Here is a 9,533-nt window from a genome sequence, read left to right on the forward strand (position 1 = left end):
GATGGATCAAACTTTATTCCTTTTGAAATTCCAAACCCATGTTCAAATTCACCTTTAGGAAAATGGAACGTTGATAATAAAACCTTTTCTGTTGAATATTAATGTAGGAATACACACCTAATCTCTACTTTCGTTTTTAATTATTGAATAATATTAAATAAGGCAGGGAACCTATTGTGCGAGGTCCCTGCCTATTTCACATACTCCGCCACTCGATTCCTTCCCGCTCGTTTCGCCCCGACATATAAAGCCCGATCCGCGTGGCGAATGAGTGCTAGGGGTTCATCTGCGTCTTGAGGGGCAGCTGCGACTCCGATGGAGGCCGTGATATGGACTTGCTGGATTTGTTCATTTTTACCGATATGGTGTTCGAGGGTAAAAATATAGTCTGCAATTGTTTGTCTTACTTGTTCAGCTATTTTGACAGCATTGCTTTTTTCTACATTTGGAAGAAGGATGACGAATTCTTCTCCCCCGTAACGTGCAATTGTACCTCTTTGCCCAATTAGGTCTGTTAAAAGATTGGCAAGCTGGTACAGAATTTCATTCCCGCTTTGATGACCATACATATCGTTTACCGATTTGAAATGGTCAATATCTAGGATAATCAGGGAGATTACTTCTCTTTCCTGATTTTTCAACTTTTCGAATTCGAAGCTAAGAAGATTTTCAAAGTAACGATAATTGTATAGCTTTGTTAAGGCACAGCGTTCACTTTGTGCTTTTGTTTTTTCATAATTTCTTGCATTTTCGAGTGCTATAGCAAAGTGGGAGCATAGTATATCAACAATCATGAGCTGGGATTTTTCATAAGCCCTTTTTGTAGAGGATGCAAGAAAAAGGACCCCAATGACCTCACTATTTCGGATAATCGGCACACTTAAAACACTTTCTACCTTTTCTGGCATATAGCCTTTCACAATACCCTTCCATTCTTTTTGGGAGTTGAAAAGCGCTGCGCTTTTTTGTTCCCAGACGAGACCACTAATCCCTTCATTCTTCCGGAGCGGCTCAATCACTGAATATTTTTTTTCTCCCTTTTCAACCTGACGAATTAAATGTAATTCTTCATTATCAATAATATCGAGAATATAAGCATAATCGACAGGCAGCATTTCTGTCAGCTTCTGAATAAATAAATCCAGGACCGCGTCTACATTTAATCTTTCCGCTAGCTGATGGCCGATCTCCGTAGCATTGTGCAATAATTCATTGATTTTTTTACTAGAGTAATAAAGAGTCAAAATAATCGAAAGGCTCGCAAATGGAATTCCGACAAAAATAAGTGCAACTAGTCCCAATTCTTTATATAGAATAAAAAGTACAAAACCCATCGGGAAAGTAATAATTGTCGTGACAGTTTCCCAAATAAAATCAATTCCAAATGTCTCCCGTTTCCCATTATAAAGAACCAAATTAATGATCCAAATAAAGAAATGATTGAAAACATAATAGAGAATCGGATAAATAGGTATCAGCCAAAAAGAATGATCCATGTCCGCTAATCTTGCACCAGGGCTACCGCCAAGCATGTAATAAATTGCACCGCTCAGGAAAGAAACCAACATAAACATAAGTGAATTTAAAGGAATCCGAAAAAATTGTTCTTTTGGTAATTTAACTCTTATGAATAAAACTATTATCGTTAACTGAAGTATAATCAATTCAACAAACAAGCCGAATGTTAAAAATACAGCCCAGGCGACCCACTGTATTAAAAAAATAGGTGATCCGTTTATAATCATTGGAGTTGCTGCTACAAAGAACGCAAGAATTAGGAAAACGAAGATGTCAATTTCCTTACCAGCTATATGAGGCGGGTATAACTGATAGATTAGCCATAAGCTTGGTGGGAAAATGAAGAGCCACAGCCCCCAAATTACCTTTTTCTTTATAGCACTTATCATTTACACCCCTCCTCTCAATCACTTTATAGGAAAATAGTAATAAGAACATCTTATCAAATTTTCAAAAAAATGTCACATATCAATTTTTTAATATTTTTGCTAGAAAAGGTTTCATTTCCGATAAAAAGTATAGAGAGCCTGTTATAGCAAGAATTTCATTATCCTGCAATGAACTAATATTTTCTTTAATGGCTTCTTTCCAATCAGGATTAAAGTCCTTATTCATATTTCTGCTTAATTCAAATAACTCCTTTGCTTTAGCCGCCCGTGGATAGTCAAATTCAACAAAGGTAATTTTGTCAGCAATTGTATCTAGATTCTCAATCATTTTATCTAGCTTTTTATCGGCAAGGGCTGTAAAGATGAGGTTTATTTTTTTATCGCTAAAACGATTTTTCAACTCATTTGTAAATGCAGCGATCCCTTCCTCATTATGAGCTCCATCAATGACAATAGCAGGGTCTTTAGACATGATTTCGAATCTTCCTGGCCAATAAGCCTTTTTTAACCCGCTATAAAGATGCTCGTCCTCAATTAAAAAGGAATAAAATTTATTTAATACTTCTGCTGCCATAACGGCTAATGCAGCATTTTCTGTTTGATGTTTACCTGCCATTGATATTTCGAGATTTTCCCAAACTTTAAACGGTGTTTTTTGCGTGAAAACTTCTCCAGTTTGGGTTGAAGTGTGGTCTTTAATGGCTATCTCGTTTCCAAGTGAATAGACTGGAGCTTTCATCTCTGCTGCTTTTTCGAGGATTACTTCTAGAGCTTCCTCCTGCTTAACAGCTGTGATCACACTTACACCTGGTTTAATAATTCCTGCTTTTTCAAAAGCAATCACCGCATGTGTGTCTCCGAGTATACCGGTATGGTCAAGACCTATATTTGTGATAATGGAAAGCATTGGTAAAATAATGTTGGTAGAATCAAATCTGCCGCCAAGGCCAACTTCAAAAAGCACAATATCTACCGGATTTACACGTCCAAAATATTGAAAAGCCATAGCAGTAATAATTTCAAATTCGGTTGGACCGCCGAGCTCTGTTTCCTCTAACTCAAGGGAAAGAGGAAAGATATCATTAGCTAATCTAATAATTTCTTCATCGCTAACCGGCATTCCATTGATCGATATTCTTTCATTAAATTGTTCAAAATACGGTGAAGTGAACGTCCCTACCGCATAACCAGCATCCTGAAGTATTGAGCGCAGATACGTAACCGTTGACCCTTTGCCGTTCGTTCCGCCTATATGTACCGATTTCACCCTTCTCTCTGGGTGATCCAGTTTTTCCATCATCCATTCCATTCTTTTGAGCCCTGGCTTAACTCCCAGCCTTAGCCTAGAGTGAATCCAAGAAACAGCCTCTTCATAAGTTGTGAACATGATTACTGCCTCCTAACGCTGAAACACTAAGTATGTATTTTTTATTAAAAATAACTATTTTTATTACTTTTGGGGTGAGTTTTCAATAATTTAGATCACTTAATGTGTAAATAGGTTGGTTATTTCTATCAATTTATCTCTAGATTGAAGGGATATCCGCTAGTTGGTACATATTTCTGCCACTTTCGTTCGTATATCCGCCACCTCACCTCATATATCCGCAACTAATAATAATTCTTAAAAGGAAGACGAACCCAAACAATTGGATTCGCCTTCAACCAAATTTATTCCCCTTTTAATTCTTTAATGCGTGCTTCTACGGCTTCTCTCTTTTCGCTGTAGTCCTGCATTTTTGCTTTCTCTTCTTCAATTACCTTTTCCGGAGCTTTTTTGATAAAGCCTTCATTGCTGAGTTTCTTTTGAACTCGCTCCACTTCTTTATCTAACTTCTCCCATTCCTTCTGCAGACGGGCTACTTCTTCCTCAATATTGATTAACCCTTCAAGCGGAAGAATAATCTCTGCACCTGTAACGATAGAAGTCATGGCCTTCTCAGGTGTTTCTACTTCAATCGCAACAGTTAGCTCTTCTGGATTACAGAAGCGTTCAATGTATCCACGGTTATTTTCAAGAGTTTTTAGAACAGTCTCATCTTTAGCCTTTAAAATCATTTTGATTTTTTTGCTTAGCGGTGTGTTTACTTCTGCACGGCTGTTACGAACAGAACGAATGATTTCTACTAAGAGCTTCATTTCGCCTGCAGCCTGATGATCTGTGAATTCGGCAATTACTTTTGGCCATTCCGCAACTGTAATGGATTCCCCTGCGTGAGGAAGGTTTTGCCAAATTTCTTCTGTGATAAACGGCATGAACGGATGCAATAGGCGCATCGTATTGTCTAAAACATAAGCTAATATAGAACGAGTTGTTTTCTTAGCTGCTTCGTCTTCACCGTATAGTGGAAGCTTCGCCATTTCAATATACCAGTCACAGAAATCATCCCAAATAAAGTTGTATAGTATGCGCCCAACTTCTCCGAATTCATAACGGTCGGACAATCTTGTCACCGTTTCAATCGTTTCATTTAACCTTGTTAAAATCCATTTATCAGCAACCGATTTTTCTCCCGTTAAATCAATTTCTTCGTATGTTAATCCATCCATATTCATTAAAGCAAAACGGGATGCGTTCCAAATCTTGTTCGCAAAATTCCATGTTGCTTCAACCTTTTCCATACCGAAACGTAAATCATGGCCTGGAGAGCTTCCTGTTGATAAGAAATAACGTAGAGAATCAGCTCCATACTTATCAATTACATCCATTGGGTCTACACCGTTGCCAAGGGATTTACTCATTTTGCGTCCTTCCGCATCGCGAACGAGACCATGGATTAATACGTCTTTAAACGGTCTTTGCTCTGTAAATTCAAGCCCTTGGAATATCATCCGAGAAACCCAGAAGAAAATAATATCATAGCCTGTTACGAGACAAGCAGTTGGGTAGTAACGCTTGAAATCCGCTGATTCAGTATCTGGCCAGCCCATTGTAGAGAATGGCCATAATGCTGAGCTAAACCATGTATCTAAAACATCTTTATCCTGTTCCCAGTTTTCAACATCTTCTGGAGCTTCATGTGCTACATACACTTCACCAGTTTCTTTATGGTACCAGGCTGGGATCCGATGTCCCCACCAAAGCTGACGAGAAATACACCAGTCGCGAATATTTTCCATCCAGCGCAGATAGGTATTTTCAAATCTATCCGGAACGAAATTTACTTTTTCTTCCTTTGATTGTAGGGCTACGGCCTTATCTGCTAATGGCTGCATTTTTACGAACCATTGAGTTGATAAATATGGCTCGACAACAGCACCGCTGCGCTCAGAGTGGCCAACTGAATGCATATGCTCTTCAATTTTGAATAATACCCCTTGCTCCTGCAGATCTTTAACAATTTGCTTACGGCATTCGAAACGGTCCATATCCTTATACTTTCCGGCTTTTTCATTCATTGTGCCGTCTTCATTCATAACAAGAACTCGTTCAAGATTATGGCGATTTCCGATTTCAAAGTCATTAGGGTCATGTGCCGGCGTAATTTTTACTGCTCCTGAACCAAATTCCATATCAACATAATCATCGCCAACAATTGGAATCTCACGTCCAACAATCGGAAGCTTAACTGTTTTCCCAATTAAGTGCTTATAACGATCATCTTCAGGATGAACAGCTACTGCTGTATCACCTAACATCGTTTCAGGACGTGTTGTTGCAATTTCAATATGTCCTGTGCCATCAGTAAGTGGGTATCTCATATGGTAAAATGCACCCTGAACATCCTTATGGATAACCTCGATATCTGATAAAGCTGTTTTGGTAGAAGGGTCCCAGTTGATAATATATTCGCCCCGGTAAATTAACCCTTTATTATATAAGCTGACAAATACTTCACGAACGGCCTTTGATAAGCCTTCATCAAGTGTAAAACGCTCACGGGAATAATCTAGGCCCAGTCCAAGCTTAGACCATTGCTGGCGGATATGGCTAGCGTATTCCTCTTTCCATTTCCAGGTTTCTTCTACAAATTTTTCACGGCCTAAGTCATAACGGCTTTTTCCTTCACTGCGAAGCTTTTCCTCTACTTTTGCCTGAGTAGCAATCCCCGCGTGGTCCATCCCTGGCAGCCATAAAACATCATAGCCCTGCATTCGCTTCATGCGTGTCAAAATGTCTTGAAGAGTCGTATCCCATGCGTGACCTAAATGAAGCCTTCCTGTAACGTTTGGAGGCGGAATAACGATCGTATACGGCTCTTTATTCGCATCGTCCTTTGCCTCGAAAAATTTCCCCTTTAGCCACCATTCATAGCGTCCCTGTTCAATTGATTGAGGGTCATATTTGGTCGGCATCGTTAATTCCTTCGTTTCCATCTCATTCATTCCTTTCGATTACATCAATTATCCTAAAAAAACAAAAAACCCCATTCGCCGTAAAAGGACGAATGGAGTTTGCTTCGCGGTACCACCTTTTTTTCAATCAACAATAGAAAAGCAGTGGCGACCTTACCGAAACGCGCCTGCAATCTAAAAAATTGATTGACTCTTAACTAGATAACGGATTTCCCGTCTCTCACTACTCGAATTTGCATCCTTTCGCGAAAGAAGCTCAAGGGCGACCTTCCAACGGAACTGCTTAGAAAACCTTTCAGCTAATAGTTTTCCTCTCTAAAAGCAATCAGCCATCGTACTCTTCCCTATCCACGCTGTTCATTTATTATATTCAATATAGTACCTAATAAATAGGATTGACGTCAATCATTATTCCCTTTTAATCAATATATTATACAAATGGACACCATTGGTGCCTTAAAGCATGATCAATTTTTCATTTGAGCGGTTCAGATTGTTCCAAATTTAAAGCACGATCATTGGGGATGACACATAATATGAAATGAGAAAAGTTGGAAAGGGGCATGTAAATGAGAAGAAAGTATAATCCTTATACACTGCCGCCGTGGTTAAAAACAATTAGAGGGGCTTGCTCCCAGTTTATTATTCCATTTTGCTGCTTTCAAGGAATACGAGTCATTATTTTTCCAACTACCTTTGACGTGCTTTTCCTTGCTGTCTTAATTTTAATTGCTGTCGCTCTACGCCTTGAGCTATTATAGGGCCCAAAATCTATTTAATTTTGGGCTCCTTCTTGTTTTGCTGCTGCTGCTGCCTCTGCCTGCGCTTTTGCCTCCTGTTTTTGTCTCTCGATCTCTTCCATCCTCATCAATACATATTCTGTATTTTTAATCTGCCAGTATTGTCTTTGATAGTGCAGAAGAATCTTTCGTTCATGATGGCTATAAGGATTTTTGTAATATTTCTCGGCTGCACGAATAACCGCACCTGGATGGGCAAAATAGCTTTGAAACAGCAGCAATTCATCCTCTTTTAAAGGGAAGTATTTCAAATACGTATAAATCCACTCAATACATTCCTCTGATCTCTTTGGATAGGTTTTCAACGTTCGTGACAAATAGGGCAGCAGGTCATGTAGGGGGGAACCTTGCTTAGCACGTTCAAAGTTTGTGAAATAACCATAGCCTTTGTCATCATATAAAAAATGGTCTGCTGAGATTTTCCCATGAACGGTTACAATTCGGGCCTTATCATGATCCTTCGTTTTTTCATGCCACTCTTTAAGCTTTTTAATAGAAAAATCTAAAGCCTGTTGCATTTCGTTATAGGAAAGAACAAACATTAATTCAAAGGGGGACAAATAGTCTCTTTGTTCACAAGCTTCCATAAATCCTTCCAAAAACTCCTGTTCCTTTTCCCTTTCTAACAGTGTTTTTTCAAAATGTTCGGTTCTGTCTTCTTTACTAATCTTTAATTCAGATGCTGATAAAGTATGAAGTCTTGCAAGTTCACGAAAGAGCTGATGGTTGCGTTCATGGCTTAATTCTTTTGCTTCATTCATCATCCAGGGCATGAGGTAGTAAAGTTCATTTTCATGTAATACAGCATACCTTCCATCTAATGTTGGAAAGACAGGCACGATTCGATTATAGCCCTTTTGATATAGATTTTGGATGTGCTTGACAAAATCTCCCCCATCTCTAGGATCAATTTTTTTTAAGGCAAACACACCTTTATTTGAATAGATTTTTTGAATCCTACCCATTTCTTCGACAAAATGCGGTTCAATTGCATAATGTTTTAATATCGGATATACGTTCTGTAATCGATTCTTCTCTTTCATAAGAATCACCTGCCTTTATAAAAAAGCGTATACGCCAAAGTGCTTGAGCTAGACAAATAGAAAAACTGAGCAGGTGAATAGTTACCTGCCCAGCCTATTATTTAGAAATTATTTGTGGGCAACAGCAACTGGGATATAAAGGACCTGCCCCTCATATATATCCTGACTAATTTCCAAATGATTCACACTGAGTAACCGTTGAACAGGAATTTCATATCTTTCGGCAATGATATCGATCGTATCACCTAGCTGAACGATACACACCTTTAGCCTAGCAACATCGTCCTCTGACTTCCGCGCAAAAAATTCAGTTAAAGACATGCTTTTCTTTTTCGTTGGCTTTTTCTTCTTTTTATCTGCTACTTCTTTTTCGGCAGCAGCTTTTTTGGCTAAATGATCAGAAGATTCGTCACTGCTGGATTCCTGATCAATTTCTATTTCGACTACCTGAAGAGTACTTTCTTCCAAATTCGGCATTGAATAGATTTCTTCAGCGGAAGGAGGTTTTTGTTCACCTCTTTGTGCCGAAAATGAGACCTCCGGCAGTATTTCAATCTTTTCCTCAACAGCCTCTAACTGAACTTTCTCATTCCTTACTGCCACTTCAGGCTGTTTTTTCGCTTCAGCCTCAAATGGAACAAAGATCGTTTTGTCTTCCTTTTCTGTGAAAGGCTCTCTATCCTCAACTGTTTCATCCTCTATATCCCAGTTTAATTCAGGCGTTGCTACTTCTATATGATAAGCAGGCTCCTTATCCTCAACGTCTGTTCTTTGGGGAGCATGCTGCTGTTCCCCGTACAAACCTGAGATCGTCAAATTCGCTGTTAACTTCATACAGCTTCTTTCAGGAAAAACATAATCAAAAGATTCGACTAATACATCAATATTATGAACACTTTCAATTCTATTTCTTGGTATCGTTATGTCTACTGGGAAGAAGTGAGTGAATTCACATACTCCTTCATCTCTTTCTTCTACTACTTGAATAAATTTCGGAGCTGTAAAGGTATCCTCATATTCTATTTCTGCTGTCTCGTACCGTTTATATTCACCTGATAACTCGAGTGCTCCTTGAATCGTTACATATTGATCATTTTCTTGAATAAGAATATCGGGATCAAGTGAAATTGAAATTAATTCAGATACTTCCTGTCCTTTTTGAAACCATACAGATTCCTCTAAAGAAAATCGTAAAGACGATGGGTTTCCTTGAGACAAAGCGACTCCTCCTTTCATACCCTTCACGTTTAATCACTATGTCATTTACACTTTATGAGAATGATAATTTTTTTATGATTGAAAATAACACAGCTCGGCAAAAAATTTACAAAAAAAAACACCCATCTATAAAGATGAGTGTAGTAAGTAAAATTATCGCAGATTAACGGGCAGTAAGCTCATTATTAATATTAGTACTTATATTAAGTGTTAACGGAGCAACTGCCCGTAAAAGCCCGATTATTGGAATACAGACTAAGAACGCCACG

6 protein-coding genes and 1 other annotated feature are annotated in these 9,533 nt (G+C 38.6%); of the genes, 1 reads left to right on the forward strand and 5 read right to left on the reverse strand.

Features of this window, described 5'->3' with window-relative positions; genetic code table 11:
* Positions 1-191 precede the first annotated feature (191 nt).
* From V7149_RS18060 to V7149_RS18070, 3 genes are all read right to left on the reverse strand, one after another.
* Positions 192-1,907 carry a sensor domain-containing diguanylate cyclase gene (locus V7149_RS18060; RefSeq protein ID WP_335346997.1) on the reverse strand — a complete coding sequence of 572 codons (1,716 nt, stop codon included), beginning with the start codon at positions 1,905-1,907 and terminating at the stop codon, positions 192-194.
* 79 nt (positions 1,908-1,986) lie between these two features.
* Positions 1,987-3,294: a bifunctional folylpolyglutamate synthase/dihydrofolate synthase gene (locus V7149_RS18065; RefSeq protein ID WP_335346998.1), complete on the reverse strand. Its 1,308-nt coding sequence runs from the start codon at positions 3,292-3,294 to the stop codon at positions 1,987-1,989.
* 284 nt (positions 3,295-3,578) lie between these two features.
* Positions 3,579-6,224, reverse strand: coding sequence for a valine--tRNA ligase (locus V7149_RS18070; RefSeq protein ID WP_335346999.1), 2,646 nt, complete (start codon positions 6,222-6,224; stop codon positions 3,579-3,581).
* 60 nt (positions 6,225-6,284) lie between these two features.
* Positions 6,285-6,563, reverse strand: a binding site (T-box leader).
* 209 nt (positions 6,564-6,772) lie between these two features.
* Here V7149_RS18070 and V7149_RS18075 point away from each other — a divergent pair.
* Positions 6,773-6,964, forward strand: coding sequence for a hypothetical protein (locus V7149_RS18075; RefSeq protein ID WP_335347000.1), 192 nt, complete (start codon positions 6,773-6,775; stop codon positions 6,962-6,964).
* A 14-nt stretch (positions 6,965-6,978) separates the two neighbouring features.
* On the opposite strand, the gene ysxE is transcribed toward V7149_RS18075, so the two are convergent.
* The gene (ysxE, locus tag V7149_RS18080; protein WP_335347001.1) at positions 6,979-8,046 is read right to left on the reverse strand and encodes a spore coat protein YsxE; all 1,068 of its coding nucleotides are present in this window, start codon (positions 8,044-8,046) and stop codon (positions 6,979-6,981) included.
* Positions 8,047-8,154: 108 nt separating this feature from the next.
* Positions 8,155-9,264, reverse strand: a complete 1,110-nt coding sequence (spoVID, locus tag V7149_RS18085; protein WP_335347002.1) for a stage VI sporulation protein D — start codon at positions 9,262-9,264, stop codon at positions 8,155-8,157.
* Positions 9,265-9,533 lie beyond the last annotated feature (269 nt).

It is taken from the genome of Bacillus sp. JJ1503, from assembly GCF_036965125.1.
In the GTDB taxonomy this organism is placed as follows: domain Bacteria; phylum Bacillota; class Bacilli; order Bacillales; family Cytobacillaceae; genus Cytobacillus.